The organism is Bacillus sp. SJZ110 (genome assembly GCF_006715455.1).
Taxonomy (GTDB): Bacteria; Bacillota; Bacilli; order Bacillales; family Bacillaceae; genus Bacillus; species Bacillus subtilis.
Genome location: NZ_VFNF01000007.1, coordinates 1 through 20278, shown reverse-complemented (window position 1 = coordinate 20278; position 20278 = coordinate 1). Strand labels below are relative to the sequence as shown.

Annotated in this window: 23 protein-coding genes; 4 read left to right on the top strand and 19 right to left on the bottom strand. The window is 42.8% G+C overall.

Annotated features, from left to right (window positions below):
- Positions 1 to 4 precede the first annotated feature (4 nt).
- Complete coding sequence (locus FB592_RS17900) at positions 5 to 382, bottom strand: YppG family protein (protein ID WP_015251832.1); 378 nt, start codon at positions 380 to 382, stop codon at positions 5 to 7.
- A 187-nt stretch (positions 383 to 569) separates the two neighbouring features.
- Between FB592_RS17900 and FB592_RS17895 the strand changes: the two genes are divergently transcribed.
- Complete coding sequence (locus FB592_RS17895; RefSeq protein WP_003230690.1) at positions 570 to 758, top strand: YppF family protein; 189 nt, start codon at positions 570 to 572, stop codon at positions 756 to 758.
- A gap of 38 nt (positions 759 to 796) precedes the next feature.
- On the opposite strand, the gene FB592_RS17890 is transcribed toward FB592_RS17895, so the two are convergent.
- Together FB592_RS17890 and FB592_RS17885 are read right to left on the bottom strand one after the other, a co-directional pair.
- Positions 797 to 1168, bottom strand: coding sequence for a YppE family protein (locus FB592_RS17890; RefSeq protein WP_021481525.1), 372 nt, complete (start codon positions 1166 to 1168; stop codon positions 797 to 799).
- A 45-nt stretch (positions 1169 to 1213) separates the two neighbouring features.
- Positions 1214 to 1459: a DUF5446 family protein gene (locus FB592_RS17885; RefSeq protein ID WP_021481526.1), complete on the bottom strand. Its 246-nt coding sequence runs from the start codon at positions 1457 to 1459 to the stop codon at positions 1214 to 1216.
- Between the two features lie 198 nt (positions 1460 to 1657).
- Here FB592_RS17885 and sspM point away from each other — a divergent pair, with 198 nt between their 5' ends.
- Positions 1658 to 1762 carry an acid-soluble spore protein SspM gene (gene sspM, locus FB592_RS17880; protein WP_003225606.1) on the top strand — a complete coding sequence of 35 codons (105 nt, stop codon included), beginning with the start codon at positions 1658 to 1660 and terminating at the stop codon, positions 1760 to 1762.
- A 24-nt stretch (positions 1763 to 1786) separates the two neighbouring features.
- Here sspM and FB592_RS17875 read toward each other — a convergent pair whose 3' ends face one another.
- Positions 1787 to 2749, bottom strand: a complete 963-nt coding sequence (locus FB592_RS17875) for a DUF2515 domain-containing protein (protein WP_134991240.1) — start codon at positions 2747 to 2749, stop codon at positions 1787 to 1789.
- Positions 2750 to 2789: 40 nt separating this feature from the next.
- Here FB592_RS17875 and recU point away from each other — a divergent pair, with 40 nt between their 5' ends.
- Positions 2790 to 3410 carry a Holliday junction resolvase RecU gene (recU, locus tag FB592_RS17870; protein ID WP_004399067.1) on the top strand — a complete coding sequence of 207 codons (621 nt, stop codon included), beginning with the start codon at positions 2790 to 2792 and terminating at the stop codon, positions 3408 to 3410.
- 21 nt (positions 3411 to 3431) lie between these two features.
- A complete protein-coding gene (locus tag FB592_RS17865) occupies positions 3432 to 6191 on the top strand; it encodes a transglycosylase domain-containing protein (protein ID WP_038429203.1) in 2760 nt (919 codons plus the stop codon).
- Positions 6192 to 6266: 75 nt separating this feature from the next.
- Here the strand turns inward: FB592_RS17865 and FB592_RS17860 are convergent, their stop codons facing one another.
- The 15 genes from FB592_RS17860 to FB592_RS21190 all read right to left on the bottom strand — a co-directional run.
- Positions 6267 to 6761: a YpoC family protein gene (locus tag FB592_RS17860; RefSeq protein ID WP_015383948.1), complete on the bottom strand. Its 495-nt coding sequence runs from the start codon at positions 6759 to 6761 to the stop codon at positions 6267 to 6269.
- Positions 6758 to 7417 (bottom strand): endonuclease III, encoded by a 660-nt coding sequence (gene nth / locus FB592_RS17855; RefSeq protein ID WP_009967580.1) that lies wholly within the window; start codon positions 7415 to 7417, stop codon positions 6758 to 6760. The genes FB592_RS17860 and nth overlap by 4 nt, the downstream gene beginning before the upstream one ends.
- A gap of 18 nt (positions 7418 to 7435) precedes the next feature.
- Complete coding sequence (gene dnaD / locus FB592_RS17850) at positions 7436 to 8134, bottom strand: DNA replication protein DnaD (RefSeq protein WP_004398499.1); 699 nt, start codon at positions 8132 to 8134, stop codon at positions 7436 to 7438.
- 92 nt (positions 8135 to 8226) lie between these two features.
- Positions 8227 to 9519, bottom strand: coding sequence for an asparagine--tRNA ligase (asnS, locus tag FB592_RS17845; protein WP_004398777.1), 1293 nt, complete (start codon positions 9517 to 9519; stop codon positions 8227 to 8229).
- Between the two features lie 143 nt (positions 9520 to 9662).
- Positions 9663 to 10844 (bottom strand): aspartate transaminase AspB, encoded by a 1182-nt coding sequence (gene aspB, locus FB592_RS17840; RefSeq protein ID WP_003230667.1) that lies wholly within the window; start codon positions 10842 to 10844, stop codon positions 9663 to 9665.
- A gap of 22 nt (positions 10845 to 10866) precedes the next feature.
- On the bottom strand, positions 10867 to 11352 hold the full coding sequence (gene tseB / locus FB592_RS17835) for a cell wall elongation/penicillin-binding protein regulator TseB (protein WP_014477164.1): 486 nt from the start codon (positions 11350 to 11352) through the stop codon (positions 10867 to 10869).
- Positions 11353 to 11360: 8 nt separating this feature from the next.
- Complete coding sequence (locus FB592_RS17830; RefSeq protein WP_003225588.1) at positions 11361 to 11531, bottom strand: YpmA family protein; 171 nt, start codon at positions 11529 to 11531, stop codon at positions 11361 to 11363.
- A gap of 142 nt (positions 11532 to 11673) precedes the next feature.
- Entirely contained in the window at positions 11674 to 14469 is a 2796-nt protein-coding gene (gene dinG, locus FB592_RS17825) for an ATP-dependent DNA helicase DinG (protein ID WP_141949919.1), read from the bottom strand.
- A gap of 125 nt (positions 14470 to 14594) precedes the next feature.
- Positions 14595 to 14978 (bottom strand): aspartate 1-decarboxylase, encoded by a 384-nt coding sequence (gene panD, locus FB592_RS17820; RefSeq protein ID WP_003225586.1) that lies wholly within the window; start codon positions 14976 to 14978, stop codon positions 14595 to 14597.
- 1 nt (position 14979) lies between these two features.
- Positions 14980 to 15840: a pantoate--beta-alanine ligase gene (gene panC, locus FB592_RS17815; RefSeq protein ID WP_024571841.1), complete on the bottom strand. Its 861-nt coding sequence runs from the start codon at positions 15838 to 15840 to the stop codon at positions 14980 to 14982.
- A gap of 1 nt (position 15841) precedes the next feature.
- Entirely contained in the window at positions 15842 to 16675 is an 834-nt protein-coding gene (gene panB / locus FB592_RS17810) for a 3-methyl-2-oxobutanoate hydroxymethyltransferase (protein ID WP_141949917.1), read from the bottom strand.
- Positions 16676 to 16920: 245 nt separating this feature from the next.
- Positions 16921 to 17898: a bifunctional biotin--[acetyl-CoA-carboxylase] synthetase/biotin operon repressor gene (locus FB592_RS17805; protein ID WP_003230650.1), complete on the bottom strand. Its 978-nt coding sequence runs from the start codon at positions 17896 to 17898 to the stop codon at positions 16921 to 16923.
- Positions 17883 to 19076 carry a CCA tRNA nucleotidyltransferase gene (locus FB592_RS17800; protein WP_141949915.1) on the bottom strand — a complete coding sequence of 398 codons (1194 nt, stop codon included), beginning with the start codon at positions 19074 to 19076 and terminating at the stop codon, positions 17883 to 17885. Before FB592_RS17800 ends, FB592_RS17805 begins: the two co-directional genes overlap by 16 nt.
- Positions 19077 to 19080: 4 nt before the next feature.
- On the bottom strand, positions 19081 to 20214 hold the full coding sequence (gene bshA / locus FB592_RS17795) for an N-acetyl-alpha-D-glucosaminyl L-malate synthase BshA (RefSeq protein ID WP_021481533.1): 1134 nt from the start codon (positions 20212 to 20214) through the stop codon (positions 19081 to 19083).
- Positions 20211 to 20278, bottom strand: a 68-nt coding sequence (locus FB592_RS21190; protein WP_260438922.1) for a hypothetical protein, incomplete at its 5' end; no start/stop codon positions are given. The genes bshA and FB592_RS21190, both read right to left, overlap by 4 nt.

Below are 20278 nucleotides of genomic sequence, written 5' to 3'. Positions count from 1 at the left end.
TCTATCATTTAAAAAAGCTGGTAAATCCCTTTATTAAAGATCCGACCTGATTCATTGCACTCATTACTTGACCTGTCGTATCCATCATTTTATTAAAATCAAATTGCCCATTGGCTTTTTTAAACTGCGACATAATGCTTTGAAATTGCGAAGGCTGCTGTTGATTAGGCCTTGGGATAGGATAAGGGTTAGAAAATACAGGCGGCTGCATAGGCATAGGCTGAATCGGAGCATAAGGCTGATAATAATCCTGCTGTCCATAATGCTGCTGAGGCAGTTGTTGCTCTAAATAACCGGGTGCAGCCTGCTGATAATATCCTTGCATTTGCTGAGGATAATAATAGCCCATTTGCCGAGGATAGCTTCGAGAGCTCCCGTTCATTGCGATTCCCCCCTAAACACAACATATTTCTCTTCTATATATGTATGAATGACTTCTATTGTTTGTGTCACAAGTGATGATTAGCATTTGTCAAATTGTGTCGAAAGTTTAAATTTTTTAAAAACAGAAAAAAGTCGAATCATTATGGTACCATATTTTCAATACAGATGAGAGGGGATGCACCATAATGAACGTATCATACTTAAGCAAACGTTTTGCAGAAATGAAGAAATATGAAACAGACTGTATGAATAAACTGATGGACTTTGCCAAGTTCCTCTATATTCAAGGACATCTCAGCATAACTGAGTTTCGTAACAGTATGAAGGTTCTCGAAGCAAATGGAGCAGAAAGCCCGGCATATGAGATGAATTAACGTCCGGCCCCCTATAAAAAAGAAAAGAAGACAGCCTTTTACCGGCTGTCTTCTCTTGCAATTTCATCCTTTACTGCGTGCAATGTATAAAGGACTGACTCAGTGATGTCCTTGAATCGTTTTTTATGAATATGATGAACATATGATTGAAGGACCAATTCCAGGAAATTATCCTTTACGGTCTCAATTTGCTCTTTATGCACATATTTAGGCCGGCGGACTTTTATCAATTCAAGAGCACCCTCTGCCCAGCGAGCGGCCAGTTCATCATTCTCTTCAACTGCAGGCTTTATCGTCTCAAAAAAATCATAAGAATGATTACTGTTTTTCCCTTCCTGATACCGATCAGCGCCTTTTTCAGCAACTTCAATCATTTGCTCGGTCATTTCCAGCAAAGTTTGTGATAGCAATATCTTTCACCTCAATGCCTATCGTACCAAATTTCACTCGCAAATTCAGCCGATGCGGTATACCTTCTCGAACGCATACCTGTGTTCAGGCGATTGATACAGCTCATTTATACAAATATGAAGATCTATGATTTCTTCTTCCAGCACACTCAGGCGATCGTTTTCCGTTTCCCGCATCTCAGCCTCTAATGCATTTACAGAATGATTCAGGCTTTGCTCAGCTCGCGTTAATTCATCTTCTATATCAGAAAGCATACGGAGAATATCTGTCTTGCTAACATAACCGGACATTCGTGTACCTCCCTTTCCTCGTCTCTCCCGGTTAAAATTCTTTGCTCTCAAGGCTCTTTCCTTCCTCATGACAAAACTAGAAGCAAATCGCCAAACAAACAGGTATTCCACGAAAAGCTGAAGTTTTCGACAAAAACACCCGCAAAAATTGTATGATCCTCCTCGTTAATGCAAACGATACTTGTGAGGAGGTGCCGTATGAAAACAAGACCGAAAAAAGCCGGCCAGCAAAAAAAGACTGAATCAAAGGCAATCGATTCTTTAGATAAAAAATTAGGCGGCCCGAACCGCCCTTCTACGTAAGAAGCAAGGAATTTCCTTGCTTCTTTATTTTTTCAGCCACTGCTCCACCGCAAAAAGCGCATGAAGCTGGCGCTTTTTATGTAAATACCAGTCTGTCAATTCAATCTGCTTCGGCAATTCCTCGCGCCTAAAGAACGTTTTCTTTATCTTTCCATGAAACCAATCTGTTTTCGTTCCGTCTAATGAGTGGATTAACTCAGGGTAGCATGTCCTTAGCATAGGAGATGTTCTTTTTGTAATCCCGATTATCTTTTCCATATCAAAACGGGAACCTGTGTGCGGCACTGTGTGCAAAAAGTGATAAAAAGAGGAGAACAATTCTGGCTTGAACAGCAATTGAGACAGCTGCTTTCCCAGCCTTATCCTTTCCTCCGCCTTTGAAAAGCGTTTCACTGAAATGCCGTAAAGAAACCCATTTGAGGAAGGAAAAATAACGGTGTTAAAATGTAACCAATCACTTAAATAAAAAGGAATCGTGTCAAAAACATTCTTTTTAAACGAAGGATTTTGTATAATAGGTGTTTGGATAGTGTTTTGTTCATTTATAATGAGGGCATACATTAGCCGCTCCGTATTTCGCTCATGCCAAAAACGGGTCCATTCTTCCATCATAAATTGTGAGACGCCAAACACATGCAGCAGATGAAACAGCGGTTTCCCGACTCTTTTTGACCATTGGTATAATAGAAGCTGCGGATAGGCATCCGAAAATATAAGCCAGTTCGCTCTTTCATAGGCTAAAAAGAACCATTTTTGCTGTCTCTCACGGAGTCCAAGCTGAAACAGACTGCCTTTTAAGTCAGTCATTGACCAGCCTGCATTACGAGAAACGAAAGAAGCCAAAAGCGACCATTTGATTTCCGGATGACGGTCGTAAAATGCTTTATAAGCATTTGTTCTTGAAATGTTATCCGCGTTTTTTATTTTTGTCTGCCGCTCAATCCGGCTCAGAAGCTTTTTGATGGTCTGTTGTTCTTGCACGTTCATTCACTTCCGTCATGATTAGTTTAATAAGGAGGATGAGAAAGTGATTCGGTATCCTAACGGAAAAACATTTCAGCCGAAACATTCGGTTTCATCCCAAAACAGTCAGAAAAGGGCCCCGTCTTACAGCAATCGCGGAATGACCCTCGAAGATGACTTAAACGAAACGAATAAGTATTATCTGACAAACCAAATTGCCGTTATACACAAAAAGCCGACACCTGTTCAAATTGTAAATGTCCATTATCCAAAAAGAAGTGCCGCAGTGATTAAAGAAGCTTACTTTAAACAATCATCGACAACAGACTACAATGGGATTTACAAAGGGCGGTATATTGATTTTGAGGCGAAAGAAACGAAAAACAAGACCTCTTTCCCCCTGCAGAATTTTCATGACCATCAAATCGAGCATATGAAGCAGGTAAAGGCTCAAGACGGTATTTGTTTTGTTATTATATCCGCTTTCGACCAGGTTTATTTTTTGGAAGCCGATAAGCTGTTTTATTTCTGGGACAGAAAAGAAAAAAACGGCAGAAAATCAATTCGAAAAGATGAGTTGGAAGAAACAGCTTATCCGATTTCTCTTGGATACGCACCCAGAATTGATTATATTAGTATTATTGAACAGCTTTATTTTTCGCCATCATCTGGTGCGAAAGGTTGATTAACGAAAGGTTGAGATGTTATGTCAGATCAATTTAACAGCCGTGAAGCTCGGCGAAAAGCGAACAGCAAGTCGAGTCCTTCACCGAAAAAAGGCAAGAAACGAAAAAAGGGCGGATTGTTTAAAAAGACCCTTTTCACTTTACTCATTCTGTTTGTTTTAGGCGTAGTCGGCGGTGCTGTTACATTTGCCGTCATGGTTTCTGATGCGCCGTCTCTTGATGAAAGCAAATTGAAGACGCCTTATTCATCAACGATTTATGATAAAAATGGAAAAGAGATCGCCGAAGTCGGCGCCGAAAAACGGACCTACGTCTCGATAGATGAAATTCCTGATGTTGTAAAAGAAGCCTTTATCGCGACAGAAGACGCTCGTTTTTATGAGCACCACGGGATTGACCCTGTCCGTATCGGCGGTGCTTTAGTTGCCAACTTTAAAGACGGCTTCGGGGCTGAAGGCGGAAGTACGATCACCCAGCAGGTCGTCAAAAACTCCCTTCTTTCACATCAGAAGACGTTGAAACGGAAGGTGCAGGAAGTATGGCTTTCGATTCAGCTGGAGCGCAATTACTCTAAAGATGAAATTTTAGAAATGTATTTAAACCGGATTTATTTTTCTCCTAGAGCATACGGAATCGGAAAAGCGGCGGAAGAATTTTTCGGCGTTACAGATTTAAGCAAATTGACTGTCGAACAGGCTGCGACGCTTGCAGGAATGCCGCAAAGCCCGACAGCGTACAATCCCGTTAAAAACCCGGATAAAGCGGAAAAACGACGGAACATCGTACTCAGTCTGATGAAAAAGCAAGGATTTATTTCTGATTCTCAATATAACAAAGCGAAAAAAGTGGCAGTGAAAGACGAAGGCGTCGTGTCACAGAAGGAATATGAAAAAGCAAGTACAAACAAATACAGCGCATTTGTTGAAGAGGTTATGAAGGAAATTGATGAAAAATCTGATGTCGATCCATCTGCTGACGGATTAAAGATCTATACGACATTAGATACAAAAGCACAAGATAAACTAGATGAATTAATGGACGGAGACACCGTCGGATTTACTGAAGGCATGCAGGGCGGTGTGACGCTTCTCGATACGAAAACCGGAGAAGTGCGGGCGATTGGCTCCGGAAGAGATTCTACGGTTGGTGGCTATAATTACGCGACCCAAGCCCAGCGACAGCCTGGGTCTACCATTAAACCTATTCTCGACTACGGTCCAGTGATTGAAAATAAAAAATGGTCAACTTACGAGCAAATTGATGACTCAGCTTACACGTATTCAGATGGAACACCTATTCGAGACTTTGACCGTTCCTATAAAGGGGTCATGTCTATGCGTGAAGCCCTCGCCCAATCACGTAACATTCCGGCTCTAAAAGCATTCCAAGCAGTCGGAAAAGATGCAGCAGTTGATTTTGCTAATGGACTGGGGCTCGGATTAAATAAAGAAAAAGTGTATGAATCATATTCTATCGGAGGATTCGGAGAAGGTAATCCCGGTGTCTCTACTCTAACTATGGCTGGAGCATACAGTGCATTCGGAAATAACGGAACATATAACGAACCGCATTTTGTAAAGTCTATTGAATTTAACGATGGCACAAAGCTTGATTTAACACCAAAATCAAAGTCAGCAATGAGCGATTATACTGCGTTTATGATTACAGATATGCTGAAAACAGCTGTTAAAACAGGTACTGGACAGCTTGCACAAGTTCCGGGAGTGGAAGTTGCAGGTAAAACAGGTACAACAAACTTTGATGAAGCGGATATGCAAAAATACAATATCGCACAAGGCGGTGTACCAGATTCTTGGTTTGTAGGATATACACCTCAATATACCGCTGCTGTTTGGACAGGTGTAGATTCTCAAAATAAGATAGGAAAAAAATCTTTAAATAAAACAGAGCAACAGATTGCAAAGCGCATCTTCGCCCAGCTCATCGCCGATGTCGATGACGGAAGCGGATCATTTGAGAAACCTGACAGCGTAGTGGAAGCCTCTGTAGAAAAAGGCTCAAACCCTGCAAAATTGGCAGGGCCAAATACGCCAAGCGATAAGAAGCTCACAGAGTACTTTGTTAAAGGCACAGCTCCTTCTACTGTTTCTAAAACATATGAGAAAGAAGAAAAAGAGGAAACAGCTAAATTGTCTGGTTTAAACGTGAAATACGATAAAGACAATCAATCTTTAACGTTAAGCTGGAATTATGATGGAGATGCAACCTTTGCTGTAAAGCAATCTGTTGACGGCGGCAGCTACTCGGAAATTCAAAACAGCTCTGCAAAAGAGGCAGTCATTTCGGGTGTGCAGCCAGGATCTGTATACAAATTCGAAGTAACAGCCGTCAGTGATGATGGCAAAAGTACAGCTTCCACATCCTATGAGGTGCCAAAAGCTGAAGACGATGAAGATAAAAAAGACCAGCAGCAAACGGATGATGAAAAACAAGATGATGAGAAGACTCAGGATGATACACAAACTGATGATTCTCAAAAAGATGACGGTAAGACGGATCAAGATCAGACAGATGATTCAACAAATGATCAAGACAAAAAACAAGACAACACGAACACCAATCCGTCTGACAACAGTAACCAAGACCAATCTAACAATAGTAATAACAATAACAGTAATAACAGCAACAACCAGGATACGTCGGATGGTGATTCGAACTCAGATACGAATGACTCAACAGGTACTGACACGAATAAAAATAAAACAGACACATCTAATAAAACACAAACAAACTCATCATCAATTGAAAAAACAAATTAACCAAAAAAGCCGTCACCTTTGGGGTGATGGCTTTTTTGGTACACAATAAAAAACCTCCCGTTTTAACAGGAGGTTTTATCGATTCATCGCATGATATTTATAAAAATGCTTTTTCATTTCGGTAATCAGCTCGTCAAGCTGAATAAAGCAATGGTATTGGGTCGGCTTAAGAAGAATAAATTCCACTCGTTCAGCCCAATTAATCGGCTTTGCGGGATATGATTTCTCTCTCAGTTCTTGCCAATCGAGCGATTTCACCGGCTCACCTGCTGTCCAATGTAACGAAGCCAGCAAACACACAATGCCCTTTAACATTTCGTTTTGGTCACATCTCGATTTTCGTGTTTGAAAGACTGGAAGAAGTGATGCTTTGATGTCATCCCACACTTCAAATAAAAGCGGAACATACTTGCCGCTGTCCTCCCATGGCAAATCGCCTTGTAATTCCGTGCAGAAATCAAAATACACGGGATTGGTCTGCAAGGTTTTCTTCATATCCGAGGAACTCTTCTGGTCAAGACTGCGCAAGTATTGCTCATAGGAAGCCAACACTTCTTTTGCTTGCGTCATCGTTTCACCAGTCCTTTTTTATCCCTCTTCTGCCCTTCTCTGCACAAAGAAAGCAGCGGACACTCCGCACAGCGCGGAGATTGGGCTTTACAGTGATATCTGCCGAAGAAAATAAGCCGGTGATGCGTAACGGACCAGTCTTCTTTGGGAACCTTGCGCATCAGCGTCTTTTCAACTTCCAGAACCGAGTCCTTCCACCGGCAAATGCCCAATCGTTTGCTGACTCTCTCCACATGGGTATCTACGGCAATGGCCGGCACGCCAAACGCAACGGATACCACTACGTTTGCAGTCTTTCTCCCGACCCCTGGCAGTTTGACAAGCTCATCGCGGTCTCTCGGCACTTCTCCGCCGTAATCTTCAATAATCATTTTACTCAGCTTTTGAATATTTTTCGCTTTATTACGATATAAACCGATTGATTTAATATCCTGCTGAAGCTCTTCCAGCGGAACAGCCAAATAGTCTTCCGGCCGTTTATATTTTTGGAATAATGTTTTGGTCACTCTGTTTACAAGTGCATCTGTACATTGCGCAGATAAAGCAACAGCCACCACTAATTCAAAAGGATTGGAATGAACCAGTTCACACTCCGCATGAGGAAACATGTCACCTATCTTGTCTAAACAGAATTCAATTTGTTTTAGATTTAACACGATTGTCACCTTTTCACTTTATTGTTCAAGCCAATTGTAAAAAGGAACCTGCCTTTTATACTCTTTTTGCGGTTCATTCTGCTTTGCTTGTACACGCCGGAATTTTTGGCTGTGTATTTTTGCCTGCTCCACAGTTTTAAGCCCGTTTTTCTTCCATTCAAACAAAATCCGGTCAATGTAGCGGAAACTGAGTTTTCCTGATAGTACAGCCTCTTTTAACGCGTGTTTGATCAGTTGTGCGTCATGCTGATCCTGGTCCTGCCAGATCGCCAGCGTTTCACACTCCAAAGGCGATAACGGCCTTGCGAACTCTTCCTCAAAAATGGTATAAAGGCTTTTTTGTTCCCCTTCTGCTTTTCTTTCCTGTGTTTGATTCTGTGCAAGCTGAATATACTCGTACAGTTTCCCCCATAAAGGCTGAAGAGAATATTTCTCAAATTTGATGCCGTTTTGATCCTCGCATTCTTCAATAAACAGAAAGCCTTTTTGAATAAACATCCGCAATCTGTTTGTGCATTCTTCAACAGAAATTGACATACCTTCCTGCAGCTGATTCGGTGTAGGAAAATATGATCCTTTTTCTAAATGCATTTTAATTTTTAACAGCAGAATAAGTTCTGTTTCATTAAGCCCAAGCTGTTTATAATGCGTAAGCAGAAGATTGGGGATGGTTGATGTTCCCTGCTCCTGCATATCAATAAATTGCTGTTTTTTCATCGTCACACCTCTTACTGTAAAGGATTGTGATTGCCCCTTTACTGTAAAAAGTCTCCCTTGCAGGAGACTCTTTTTTGTTTCATTTGAATGTATTACGGATACAGACGGTTTAACAGTCTTGGGAACGGGATCGTTTCACGAACGTGAGGCGCTCCGCTGATCCAAGCTACTGTCCGCTCTAATCCAAGGCCGAAGCCGGAATGAGGAACTGATCCATATTTTCTAAGTTCAGCATACCATTTATATGCGTCAGAATCCAGTCCATGTTCTTTAAGACGCGATTCCAAAAGTTCCATATCGTGAATCCGTTCAGACCCGCCGATGATTTCTCCATAGCCTTCCGGCGCAATCAAGTCAGCGCAAAGCACAACGTCCTCACGGTCAGAAGCCGGCTGCATATAGAACGGTTTTAAGGACGTCGGATAGCGAGTGATGAATACCGGTTTGTCATAATGTTCAGCAATCGCTGTTTCATGAGGCGCTCCGAAATCATCTCCCCACTCGATATCGTCAAAGCCTTTTTCTTTCAGAAATTCAATCGCTTCATCATACGTGATTCTTGGGAACGGGGCTTTGATTTGCTCAAGTTTTGACGTGTCTCTTCCCAATGTGTTTAATTCAATTTTGCAATTCTTAAGAACTGATTGCACGATGAAAGAAACGTAATTTTCCTGTACTTGAAGGTTTTCTTCAAATTCTACAAACGCCATTTCCGGTTCGATCATCCAGAATTCGATTAAGTGACGCTTTGTTTTAGACTTTTCCGCTCTGAATGTCGGTCCGAAAGAGAATACTTTTCCTAAAGCCATTGCCGCAGCTTCCATGTAGAGCTGGCCGCTTTGAGACAGATATGCATCTTCATCAAAGTACTTTGTCGCAAAGAGTTCTGTTGTTCCTTCAGGTGCGCTTCCAGTCAAAATCGGCGGATCCACTTTTACGAAGCCTTCGTTATTAAAGAATTCGTAAGTCGCGCGAATGATTTCATTACGGATTTTCATGATCGCATGCTGGCGCTTTGAACGTAGCCATAAATGTCTGTGATCCATCAAAAATTCCGTTCCGTGTTCTTTTGGTGTAATTGGATAATCGGTCGCTTCGTGAATGACTTCAATATCTGTCACAGCAAGTTCATATCCAAGCGGAGAACGCTCGTCCTCTTTGACAATCCCTTTTATATAGAGCGACGTTTCCTGCGTCACTGATTTAGCTGTTTGGAAAATGCTTTCTTCCACTTCCGCTTTTACTACGACACCCTGAATAAAACCGGTACCGTCCCGAAGCTGTAAAAACGCAATTTTCCCGCTTGAACGCTTATTAGCGACCCAAGCTCCGATCGTTACTTCCTCACCTACGTGCTTGTACACTTGGTTGATTGTTGTTTTCAACATATTTCCCTCCAAAACAAGAAAGACATTCGGAAGCTCATTGCCCCGCGAACTCTTTTATCATCACTTTATTATACCCGCTCTTAACTAACCGGGTCAATGCAGATAAAAAGCGGCTTTTGTGTCAGCCGCTTTTTGATCTGTTAGCTATGTTTTTCTACAAAACGCTTGATTCTTTCAATGGCTTTTTCAAGAAGATCTAACGATGTTGCATAAGAAAGACGGACATTCTCAGGAGAGCCAAATCCGGATCCTGGAACAATCGCAACTTTTTCCTCCTCGAGAAGCGCTTTAACAAATTCATCTACATCTTTGAAACCGCAAGATTGAGCTGCCTCTTTTGCATTTGGGAACAAGTAAAAAGCACCTTCCGGCTTCACACAGCTGAACCCTGGGATTTCTATGAGCTTTGCATAGATCGTATTTAATCTATGTTCAAATGCTTCTCTCATTTCTTCCAATGGCTCAGAAGGCCCGTTATAAGCAGCAATCGCTCCGTATTGTGCGATTGATGTCGGGTTTGACGTGCTGTGGCTTGCAAGGTTCGTCATCGCTTTAATAATGTCTTCAGAGCCTGCCGCATAACCGATTCTCCAGCCTGTCATGCTGTGGGACTTCGATACGCCGTTTATAATGACCGTTTGCTCTTTCAGTCTGTCTGACAGCTGTGCAATGGAAACATGTTTCTTTCCGCCGTATGTAAGTTTTTCATAAATTTCATCTGACACAATCAAGATATCATGTTCAAGGCACACTTCACCGAGCGCAGATAGTTCTTCTTCCGTATACATGACACCAGTCGGGTTGCTTGGAGAGTTAATAACGATTGCTTTTGTTTTTTCCGTAATTGCATTTTTCAGCTGCTCAGGCGAAATTTTGAAGTGATTTTCCTCAAGCCCTTCTACATAAACAGGCTTTCCGCCAGCGAGTTTCACCTGCTCCGGGTAGCTTACCCAGTAAGGCGTTGGAATAATAACTTCATCTTCTTCATCCAAAATCACTTGGAAAAGGGTATACAGAGCATGTTTGGCACCAGTGCAGACAATAATTTGAGACGGTTTGTATTCAATATTCTGGTCGCGTTTAAATTTCTCTGCAATGCTGTTTTTCAGTTCAGCCAAACCACCGGAAGGCGTGTATTTCGTATGGCCCTCGTTCATCGAACGCACAGCGGCATCAATAATATGCTGCGGTGTATTGAAGTCAGGTTCGCCTGCTCCTAAGCCGATGACATCATGGCCTGCGGCTTTCAGTTCTTTCGCTTTCGCTGTGATTGCCAGTGTGGTTGATGGTGTTAATGCGGATACTCTTTTTGCCAGTTTCAACTTGAACTCCCCCTAATTCGTCTTAAGGCGTGATATTTTTGAGAATCTTTCCAGTTGTAAAGTCCACATAACTTAAACTGTATTGCCCTTCTTTGTCTAAGTACGTCACTTCCCAAAGCAGGACGTTTCCTTCTCTTGCCAGATGAACCTCTTTTTGCTTTGAAACCAGCCCTTCATCCTTTATGATTTTCGCCGCTTTGTCTTCAGAGATTCCCTCTTTCGCTTCTTTTGAGAGAATTTTTGCTTTTTTATCGGCAGGAACCCAGACATATAATGCAGTGCCTTTTTTATCCGTTCCCTTTACAACATAATATTTTTCTTTTCCGACAAATGTTTCGACTTGATCAACATTGGCGAGATCGGTTTCTTTTTTAGCTTCAGCAGCTGCTGCTTCGTGCCCCTCTTCCTTTTGTGCCATGGCTGATTTATAAATGCTTGCCGAGACAAGAAGTACTGCTAAAAAAATAATACCAAAAATGACGGTAAATATTAATGCTTTTTTTCTCATCTTCTCACCTACGTACGATAAATGGTAAAAACGGCTTGGTTTTTGTTTTCTTCATCCAGCGCAAGGCCGAACATCAGATTGTCTCTTTTCAATGTACGATTCAATGTGTCCACAATTTTATACAGATCATCAGAATGCTCTACATTAATTGTTGAAAGAATTTCGATTTTACTTTCCATTTTTTCATCCTCCAGTTTGAACAAATATTGTTAGTCATACTCCATTTCAGGACACGCCATACTAGTATCACAGAGCGGGAAATCCGCTTTTAAATAAAACACCATCCTACTCCCACACCGCAAAAGCCGCTTTATGCGGCTTTTATTCTTTTTCCCCTGCAACATAAGCTTCAAGCTCGCTGTCAGTCATTTCGGATACTGAGGTTGTCGGCAAGGCATCAAGAAACAGCCGGCCGTAACCAGCGGTTTTAATCCGTCTGTCCAATATCATAATCGTTCCCTTGTCTCCCGCAGAACGCAGCAAGCGTCCGATTCCTTGCCTGAAGGTCAGCACAGCTTCCGGTAATGACACTGTTTGAAACGGATTCTTTCCTTTTTTGCGGGCAAACTCACATTTTGCAGCATGAAGCGGGTGATCAGGGGACCGGAATGGGAGCCTCACGATCATTACTGTTGTCAGTTCATCACCAGGGAAATCAACGCCTTCCCAAAAATGATTTGTTCCGAGCAGGATCGCCTGATTGGATGTTTTAAAAGTCTTCATCAGTTTGCCGGGACTTCCGCCTGTAATCCCTTGTGCCAAGAGCTGAATGCCGGAAGCACTCATGTTATGCTTGAGCTCCTGGTGAACCTTTTTCAACATATCATGGGATGTAAACAGCACAAGAATTTTAGGCTGTTTTTCCTTTGCCATCAGTTCGATATAACGGGCTGTATCCTGTATAAATTCAGGTTGTCCTGTATCCTGAATTGATTTCATTTCCTTTGGAATCATCACCTGCATACGCTCATCGTAAGAAAAGGGTGATTCAATTCTCATTGTCCGCGGGAAAAAGTCACTCAGTCCCAGTCGTTCAATCATAAATTGAAAAGAACCTTCGACTGTAAGAGTTGCAGATGTCAGCACCACACTATTTTTGCGCGCGAAAAACTGATCAGCCAGAAGTTCACCAGGTTCAAGAGGCTGTGCGTAAATGGCCACTGCATTTTTCGCACCCTTTGCATCTATTTCAATCCAAACCGCTTCATCGTCATCAGACCCAAAGAAGAGCTTCCGCAACGTCTGACAGTAATGCTGCAAGCCTTTCATGCTTCTTTGGTATTCATCGGCTAAAAAGACGGTTTTGCTCTTCATACCCTTCAAATGTTTTTCCATCAGGGATGACTGCGCCTCAAAAAGCTGCTGCAAATGTGTCAGCATGGAACAAAGCCTCTCCGCACCATCTGTTAAGATCGACCAGCTTTTATCCTGGCTTTCTTTGTTCACCTTAAACACTAGACGGTTTAAGTCTTCTTTAGGTTTTCTTCGTTTGACAAAAGAATGTACAGAGCTGAAGAAAGCATCACTTTCTGCTTGAACGTGCTGAAGCCACTCTTCCAATTCGAAAAATGAATCAACCGGCAGGCTGTTTCGCTGGAATAGCTGTCTCATCTTTTTTAGAAGTCCCTGCTCCTTCAGAGTGCCGATTCTGCTCAATTTCGTATGCAATTCTATGTACGTAGCTCTTTTCCCTAAATGTTCGCTTGCCGCACGTTCAAAATGGTGTGCTTCATCAATAATAAATGTGCCGCTTTCGGGAAGCCTTTTTTTCTGGCTGCCTTCATCGGTCAGCAAAAGAGAATGATTGGTGATCACCAAATCGGAACGCAAAGCAATCTGTTTGGCCCGCTCGTAAAAACCGATCACATGCTCACTGCGACTTCTTTTATAGGAGTCATCGTCATAAGCCAATCTGTCCCACAGCAATTTTCCGCCTGAAGGCAAATTCAGTTCCGCTACATCTCCTGTATTTGTCTCTGTCAGCCAAACGAGAAGCTGTGCCTTTGTCAGTACGGCATCATAATTATCATCTTCTTCATGAAGCACCTGCTCAAATTTATACAGGCATAAATAATGCGATTGCCCTTTTAAAATCGCCGCTGTTACCGGAAATGGAAACAGATCTTGGACAATCGGCAAATCCTTTGTGAGAATCTGCTGCTGTAAAAGCGTCGAATACGTGCTGATTATGACCGGCTTTTTTGATTTCTTGGCAAAAAGCGCAGCCGGAATAAGATAGCCAATCGTTTTTCCGATGCCTGGAGGAGCTTCAATCAGCGCATGCTCACGATTGGCAAACGCATCAGCCACCTCTCTCATCATCATCATTTGGCCGTCTCTTTTTTCATACCCAGGCATTAACTCTGACAGCGCTTTTTCATTTCCCGCTTCCCAGCTTTCGATCTCAAATGAGAAGTTCTCGTCCTCATTTATACGAACATCGATAGCTTCAGGTTCTCTGACAGAAAACGAAGAAAAGCGCGTATAGCCCGGTATCTCGGTATGTCTGTTTTCATTAATGAACATATCCAACAAATGCGTCAGATCACTGATGAAATGCTGCGAAAGCCTTCTTAACTGCTTTAATGTCGGATAAGGAAGCTGCCGCAGCTTTTCAAGGATTTCCAAAAAAATAAGCCCTGTCACTTCAGCATCGCTGTCAGCCCGGTGCGGCTGATCATGCCGCAGCTGAAGCTCCTCGCTTAATTCCGTCAGCTTATACCCTTCAAATCCCGGAAAAACAATACGTGAGAGCTCGACAGTATCAAGCACTTCACAATCTGGGAGCTGAAAGCCCGCCTTATGTAGCTCATACTTGACAAATCCAAGGTCAAAATGGATATTGTGTGCGACAAAATAAGCGCCGTCAAGCAATTGGAATACTTCTTCAGCAACTGCTTCAAATGGCTGTTCATTCTCGACCATTTGATTAGAGATTCCAGTAAGCTGCTCAATAAAAGCAGGGATTGATTTATTTGGATTAATGTATTTTGAAAACCGCTCAGTAATTTGTCCATTTTCGATTACAACCGCTGCGATTTGTATGATTTTATCGCCTTTCTTCGGCGAATTCCCTGTTGTCTCTACATCTATAACAACGAACCGTTGCTTATTCATTAAAATGGACACCTCAATTCTTGCATACGACAAAAGTGTAACACGTTTTGTACGGAAATGGAGCGGCAAAACCGTTTTACTCTCAAAATCTTAAAAGAAAACCCCCGATAAAGGGGGCTTTTCTTCTACAAAATTGTACGGGCTGGTTCGTTCCCCAGCATTTGTTCAATTTTGTTTTGATCATTCAGAACAGCCACTTTCGGCTCATGGCTTGCCGCTTCTTGATCAGACATCATTTTGTAGGAAATAATAATGACCTTATCTCCTTCCTGCACAAGGCGTGCGGCTGCACCGTTTAAGCATATGACGCCGCTTCCCCGTTTACCAGGAATAATATACGTTTCAAGACGTGCTCCATTATTATTATTCACAATTTGTACTTTTTCATTAGGAAGCATTCCCACAGCATCAATGAGATCTTCATCAATTGTAATGCTTCCCACATAGTTCAGGTTTGCTTCCGTAACAGTTGCCCTGTGAAGTTTGCCGCTCATCATTGTTCGATACATATTATATTCTCTCCATTTCTCGAATATCAATAATGATATTATCTATTAAACGCGCTTTTGAAAAAGCAACTGCAACAGCGAGAATCATCTTTCCAGCAATTTCATTCACAGGCTCGAGTTCCGGATAGGAATAAAGCTCTACATAGTCTATGGTTCCGCTAGTCGTTTCAATGATTTCTTTTGCAGCTTTTATCACCGCTTCAGGATCTCTTTCACCGGCTTGGATCAGCTCCGCACTTGTTTGAAGGGCCCGATACAGCTTAGGCGCTTCTTTTCTTTCCTCAGCTGTTAAGTATACATTGCGAGAGCTTTTAGCTAAGCCGTCTTCCTCTCTGACCGTATCGACAGGAACCAATTCAATATCCATGAAGAAGTCACTGATTAACCCATCAACAACAGCTACCTGCTGCGCATCCTTTAAACCGAAATAGGCACGAGTCGGCTTGACTAGGTTGAAAAGCTTCGTCAGTACGATCGCGACCCCGTCAAAATGTCCTTCTCTTGAGCGCCCGCATAACACGTCTGTGCGTCTTTCTACATGAATCGTGACATTCTTTTCACCGGGATACATATCATGAGCATCTGGCGTAAATAAAATATCGACTCCGGCGTTTTCTGCAAGAGCTGCATCCCGCTCAATATCGCGCGGATATGCTTCAAAATCTTCATTAGGGCCGAATTGTGCAGGATTCACAAAAATACTCATAATAACGGCGTCGTTTTCTTGTCTTGCTTTGTCTGCTAAGGTTAGATGGCCCTCATGCAGAAACCCCATCGTCGGGACAAATCCGATTGACTTGCCCTCTGAATGATATTGTTTTATGGCTTCTTTCAACTGTGAAATATCAGTAATCTGTCTCATCTTATTTTCCCCCGTACAAGCCGTCCAGCACTGTCTGGTTCATTTGAAAGGAATGATTTTGTTCAGGGAAAGCACGATGTCTTACATCCTGAACATATCCGCTGATTGCTGTTTCGATGGTTTCATCAATGCGCGTATATTGCTTTACAAATTTAGGTGTTCTCTCAACACCGTGGCCAATAATATCATGATAAACGAGAACTTGTCCGTCCGCTTTCACACCAGCACCGATTCCAATGACCGGTATGCTTAGCGTCTCGGCAATTTTGGCTGTGAGTTCTGCCGGCACACATTCCAGCACAAGCATCATAGCTCCTGCTTCTTCGCATTTTATACTGTCTTCTATTAATTTTTTGGCGCTTTGTTCGTCTTTGCCCTGTACTTTATAGCCGCCCAGTACGCCGACTGACTGCGGTGTCAAACCTAAGTGACTGACTACTGGAATGCCTCCAAGCGTCAATGCGCGAATGGATTCAAACACGCCTTCTCCGCCCTCAAGCTTCAGTGCGTCAGCTCCGCTTTCCTGAACGATAGCCGCTGCATTTTTCAGCGTATCTTCCTTAGATAGGTGATAAGACATAAACGGCATATCTGTCACAATAAAGGTATTCGGCGCACCCCTTTTAACGGCTTTTGTATGATGAATCATGTCCGCAACTGTCACACCGACAGTTGAATCAAGGCCGAGGACGACCATTCCAAGTGAATCACCGACTAAAATCATGTCAACTCCCGCTTGTTCAGCAAGTTTAGCTGCCGGATAATCATAAGCGGTCAGCATGACAATCGGTTCTTCAGACTCCTTCATTTTTAGAAAATCCAGTTTTGTTTTCATGTTTTCTCCTCCTCATGTTTAGAGGAGATGATCTGCCGTTTTCTTCTGCAAGCCAAAAAACCTTCCGTTACAACGAGAAGGATTCTTCACTTTCTAAAGTTCGGCGAGTTTCATCCCTCTGTCCCAGTCCTTTTTTGGATCAAGGCAGACTGCTGCAATGTCTATCTATTTTAATAATAGGTGCAGTTCGCAGGCGATACTGCCCAATGGAAGTATACCAAAATCAACGGGCTTGTACCAACACATTAGCCCAATTCGATATCGGCAGAATAGATTTTTTTAATGCCTTCGTTCGTTTCTAAAAGCAGAACGCCTTCATCATCTATACCTAACGCCTTCCCGTAAAAGGTTCCGTTTAACGTTCTGGCTCTCATATTAGTGCCAATACCGAGCGCATAGCTTTCCCATAAAAGCTTAATCGGCGTAAATCCGTGCGTCATATAATCCCGGTACCGTTTCTCAAAGCATAGTAAAATATGCTGGATGACGCCGGCCCGATCAATTTTTTCCCCAGCAGCTTGGCTGAGGCTTGTCGCGATGTCCTTCAATTCATCTGGAAAATCATTAGGCTGCTGGTTAACGTTAATGCCGATCCCAATGATCACTGAACGTACGCGGTCTTCTTCAGCCTGCATTTCCGTTAGAATACCGACTGTTTTTTTTCCGTTAATCAAAATATCATTTGGCCATTTAATATCCGTTTGGATGCCTGCTGCCTCTTCTATTCCCTGCACAACAGCTACTGCAGCAAGAAGAGTCAGCTGCGGTGTTTTTTGGAGCGGAATGTCAGGCCGCAAAATCAGGCTCATCCAAACACCGTTTCCTTCTTGAGAATGCCATACCCTAGACATTCGGCCCCTTCCGGCTGTTTGTTTGTCAGCCACCACGAGGGTGCCTTCCGGTGCGTTATTATTCGCGAGCTCATGAGCCGTTTTTTGCGTGCTTGAAAGAACGTCATGGTAAATAAGATGCTGGCCCATCACTTCCGTTTTTAATCCAAAACGAATTTCGCTTTCACTGAGTTTTCCGGGCTTTTTGATGAGCCGATATCCCTTTCTTCTAACGGCTTCTACTTCATAACCCTCTTTCCGAAGCTCTTCAATATGCTTCCACACAGCAGTTCTTGAACAGCCGAGAGCATCACTGATTTTTTGGCCGGAAATAAATTCATTGCCGGCCTGAGAAAATAATTCAATAAGGTCTTTTCTTAATGTTGACCGCATGTCTTCAGCCACTCCTCTATGTGTTTCTTTTGATTGGAGAGCTTCCCTGTCACAACAGCCTGCTCGATCCGCTGTAATTCTTCCGACACCCATTTTCCGGCCTGCTGGTTTCGAAGCGCAAGCAAGTCCTTACCCGTGATATCAAGATCCTTAAGGCTTTTGATCGGCAGGTTTTGATAAGTGTACTGAATGTCCTTCAGTTTCTTTTCATCCAGTTTTTCGTTTTGACGAAGCTGCGATATTTTGGCCGCTGAGAGCAGTGCTTTTTCCCCAGCTCTGTACATTGTCATTGCGTCAAGGCTCTGGCCAAACGTATCGGCAATGTGAATGGCTTCCTTGATCACTTTTCCCGGGAGCTTCCAGGCTTTCAGGAAAAGGGGCGCGTCTTTTAAAACTATGCCAAGGTTAATTAAAAGAGCAGCCCAAAGCTCCTCACGGGATGTTAAAGAGAAGAATGGAAACTCACTCGTTGAAATCAGGTTTTCTCGTTTATGATAAAAACCAGGAAGCTCTTCATACAATCTCGTTTGAATGAGCGTTTGAAGCGCCTGGCGAGAAGCTCTTCCCTTCAGCAATTTCTCGAACTCTATAGTTTTTCGTTCGACTGAAACATGGGAGAGGAGTGATTTTTCTTTCGCAATGGCTTCTTCTGTTTCCGGTGAAAGCGTAAAGCCAAGCTGACTCATAAAGCGTACGGCTCTCAGCATACGAAGCGCATCCTCTTGAAATCTATCCTCAGGCTTTCCAACGGTTCGAATCACTTTCTGATCAATATCTTTCTTGCCGCCAAAATAATCAAGCACCTTCCCGTCCGCTGTCATGGCCATCGCATTGATCGTTAAATCTCTTCGTTTTAGATCCTCTTCTAATGATGAGATAAATTGCACTTCTGACGGTCTTCTGAAATCAACATAATCAGATTCAGTCCGGAATGTCGTGACTTCATAGGTTTCATCCTCCCAGAGCACAATAATGGTCCCGTGCTCTTTGCCTACATCAACAGTTCGTTGAAACAGCCGTTCTACTTGATCAGGTGCCGCATCTGTCGCGATATCGACATCTCCGATCGTTCGTTTCATATAGCTGTCACGAACTGCGCCCCCGACAAAATAAGCCTGATGGCCCGCTTCGATTAAGATGCGGAGCACGGGAAGTGCTTTGATAAAAACTTTTTCCATGTGATCACTCCGGTTCTGCTAAATCGCCATAAATCTGTTCATACTGGCTGACAATTTTTTGGGAAGAAAATTCATTTTCAAGCATCTCTATTGCCGCCTTTGTAAAACGATTGCTTAGCTGTTCATCTTCTAAAATGCTCATCGCGCGGGCTGTTGCAGCCGCAACATCACCGACATCCACCAAAAATCCGCTCACATTGTTTTTAATAACCTCAGGGATACCGCCAATGTTTGTTCCGATACAAGGCACTCCGCAAGCCATCGCTTCAAGCAGGACAAGACCGAAGCTTTCTTTTTCAGATAGCAGCAGCTTCAAATCGCTAATAGAATAAAGCTCTTCAACACGGTCTTGATTTCCAAGCATTAAGACTTGGTCTTCCAAGCCATATTTTCTGATAAGCTCGCAGGCTGTCGATTTCTCCGGACCGTCTCCGACTAAAAGCAGCTTCGCTTTCGTTTTGCCAGCGATATTGCGGAACACACGGATGACATCCTGCACGCGTTTAACTTTTCTGAAGTTGGACACATGGATGACGACTTTTTCATCTGGTAAAATTCCATGTTTCTCTTTAATTGCCGCTGTGTTTTTCTTCAGATACACACGCTCGTCTATAAAGTTATAAATCGTTTCAATTTTTTTCTCCGGTTTAATTAAATCGTATGTTTCAGCCGCAAGCGCTGAGGAGACGGCAGTCACCCTGTCTGATGACTCAATGGCAAAACGGATCAGATCTTTTAGAGACGGATCATAACCTAACACCGTGATATCCGTGCCATGCAAAGTGGTAACAATGCCGATATTGCGTTTCAGCATTTGTTTTGCAAGATAGGCGCAAACGGCATGCGGGAGAGCATAGTGAGCATGGATAATGTCTAAATTCTCCCGTTCCGCCACCTCTGCGATTTTGCTTGCCAATGTCAAATCATACGGAGGATACTTAAAAACAGCATATTGATTAACCTCAACTTCATGAAAATGAATATTGGGATGATATGTATTCAGTCTAAACGGAATGCTTGATGTGATGAAATGGATTTCATGTCCCTTTTCAGCAAGCTGCTTCCCCAGTTCTGTCGCAATGATACCTGAGCCTCCAACGCTCGGATAGCATGTGATTCCTATTTTTAGTTTTCTCATTGTTCGCCCCCAAGCACATCATGATCAAGCATCAGCATCCGTTTGGAAAAGAATCCTTCGGCAT

Excerpts from the sequence above, each read along its gene's own strand:
- FB592_RS17900 (WP_015251832.1), bottom strand. The coding sequence starts at position 382 with ATGAACGGGAGCTCTCGAAGCTATCCTCGGCAAATGGGCTATTATTAT.
- FB592_RS17895 (WP_003230690.1), top strand. The coding sequence starts at position 570 with ATGAACGTATCATACTTAAGCAAACGTTTTGCAGAAATGAAGAAATAT.
- FB592_RS17885 (WP_021481526.1), bottom strand. The coding sequence starts at position 1,459 with ATGTCCGGTTATGTTAGCAAGACAGATATTCTCCGTATGCTTTCTGAT.
- sspM (WP_003225606.1), top strand. The coding sequence starts at position 1,658 with ATGAAAACAAGACCGAAAAAAGCCGGCCAGCAAAAAAAGACTGAATCA.
- FB592_RS17875 (WP_134991240.1), bottom strand. The coding sequence starts at position 2,749 with ATGAACGTGCAAGAACAACAGACCATCAAAAAGCTTCTGAGCCGGATT.
- FB592_RS17865 (WP_038429203.1), top strand. The coding sequence starts at position 3,432 with ATGTCAGATCAATTTAACAGCCGTGAAGCTCGGCGAAAAGCGAACAGC.
- FB592_RS17860 (WP_015383948.1), bottom strand. The coding sequence starts at position 6,761 with ATGACGCAAGCAAAAGAAGTGTTGGCTTCCTATGAGCAATACTTGCGC.
- dnaD (WP_004398499.1), bottom strand. The coding sequence starts at position 8,134 with ATGAAAAAACAGCAATTTATTGATATGCAGGAGCAGGGAACATCAACC.
- tseB (WP_014477164.1), bottom strand. The coding sequence starts at position 11,352 with ATGAGAAAAAAAGCATTAATATTTACCGTCATTTTTGGTATTATTTTT.
- FB592_RS17830 (WP_003225588.1), bottom strand. The coding sequence starts at position 11,531 with ATGGAAAGTAAAATCGAAATTCTTTCAACAATTAATGTAGAGCATTCT.
- dinG (WP_141949919.1), bottom strand. The coding sequence starts at position 14,469 with ATGAATAAGCAACGGTTCGTTGTTATAGATGTAGAGACAACAGGGAAT.
- panD (WP_003225586.1), bottom strand. The coding sequence starts at position 14,978 with ATGTATCGAACAATGATGAGCGGCAAACTTCACAGGGCAACTGTTACG.
- panC (WP_024571841.1), bottom strand. The coding sequence starts at position 15,840 with ATGAGACAGATTACTGATATTTCACAGTTGAAAGAAGCCATAAAACAA.
- panB (WP_141949917.1), bottom strand. The coding sequence starts at position 16,675 with ATGAAAACAAAACTGGATTTTCTAAAAATGAAGGAGTCTGAAGAACCG.
- FB592_RS17805 (WP_003230650.1), bottom strand. The coding sequence starts at position 17,898 with ATGCGGTCAACATTAAGAAAAGACCTTATTGAATTATTTTCTCAGGCC.
- FB592_RS17800 (WP_141949915.1), bottom strand. The coding sequence starts at position 19,076 with ATGGAAAAAGTTTTTATCAAAGCACTTCCCGTGCTCCGCATCTTAATC.
- bshA (WP_021481533.1), bottom strand. The coding sequence starts at position 20,214 with ATGAGAAAACTAAAAATAGGAATCACATGCTATCCGAGCGTTGGAGGC.